Annotated in this window: 1 pseudogene; it reads right to left on the bottom strand. The window is 54.4% G+C overall.

The features are described from left to right. A pseudogene (locus QP363_RS12615) lies at positions 1 to 844 on the bottom strand (IS3 family transposase); the annotation flags it as partial. Positions 845 to 949: the final 105 nt, after the last annotated feature.

Raw genomic sequence — 949 nt, 5'->3', positions numbered from 1 at the left:
TTACGGTCGTAGAATTCAGTCTTTAGCGTCGACCAGAACGACTCAGCCATCGCGTTATCGAAGCACACACCAGTACGCCCCACAGACTGGGCAATGCCCAGTCTGCTGCAGACCTCCCAGAGCTTCTCACTGGTAAATTGCGTTCCGCGGTCAGCGTGAAACACCAGCCCATCAGGAACATCACCGCGCAGTGTATGCGCCATCCGCAGGGCCCGTTCGACCAGGTGTGTGTCTTGCACGCTATCCATAGCCCAGCCCAGCACTCTGCGGGAATGACCGTCGCGGACCGCGCACAAGTACAACCAGCCTTCACCGGTGCGCAAGTAGGTAATATCTGACATCCACACTCGGTTGAGCTCACCAGTATCAAACATGCGCTTGACCAGGTCAGGAAGACTCGACTTACGCTTGGCTTGGATTGTAGTCACCGGGACAAAGGCACGCGGTGAAATCCCTTCAATGCCCATCATGCGCATCCGCTTCGCCACAGTCTTACGGTTAAGCGAAATGTGGTAGCGCTCGGCAAGCTCTGCGGTGATCCGCGGAGCACCATAAACCTCATCGGAGTCTTTCCAAATCTGATGAATCTTACGGTCAACATCATCGTAAAATGCTGCCCGATCATCCTTTCCGGATAGTCGTTTCTGCTGCACATGGGCCCATTTGTAGTATCCAGACCGAGATACTTTTAATAGTCGTGCCATGCGCTTGATGCTGTAGTTTGCCTTCTCCTGCTGCATTAGTTCGAACTTTTCTGCTCGCGTTGCTTCGCGGCGAAGAAGGCTGTCGCTTTTGACAAAAACTCGTTATCCATCTTTGCTTCAGCCAGCTCTCGGCGCAGACGAGCATTCTCAGCACGAAGATCAGCCTCACTCATCCCATCCGAGGCTCCTCGGCGTTCACGCTCGAGTTTGACCCACCGGCCTAAAAGCCCGGCGGAAACACCGAT

The organism is Corynebacterium sp. UMB6689 (assembly GCF_030215295.1).
Classification (GTDB): Bacteria; Actinomycetota; Actinomycetes; order Mycobacteriales; family Mycobacteriaceae; genus Corynebacterium; species Corynebacterium aurimucosum.
The sequence above is the reverse complement of the archived record's forward strand: the minus strand, read 5'-3'. Positions and strand labels throughout refer to the sequence as shown.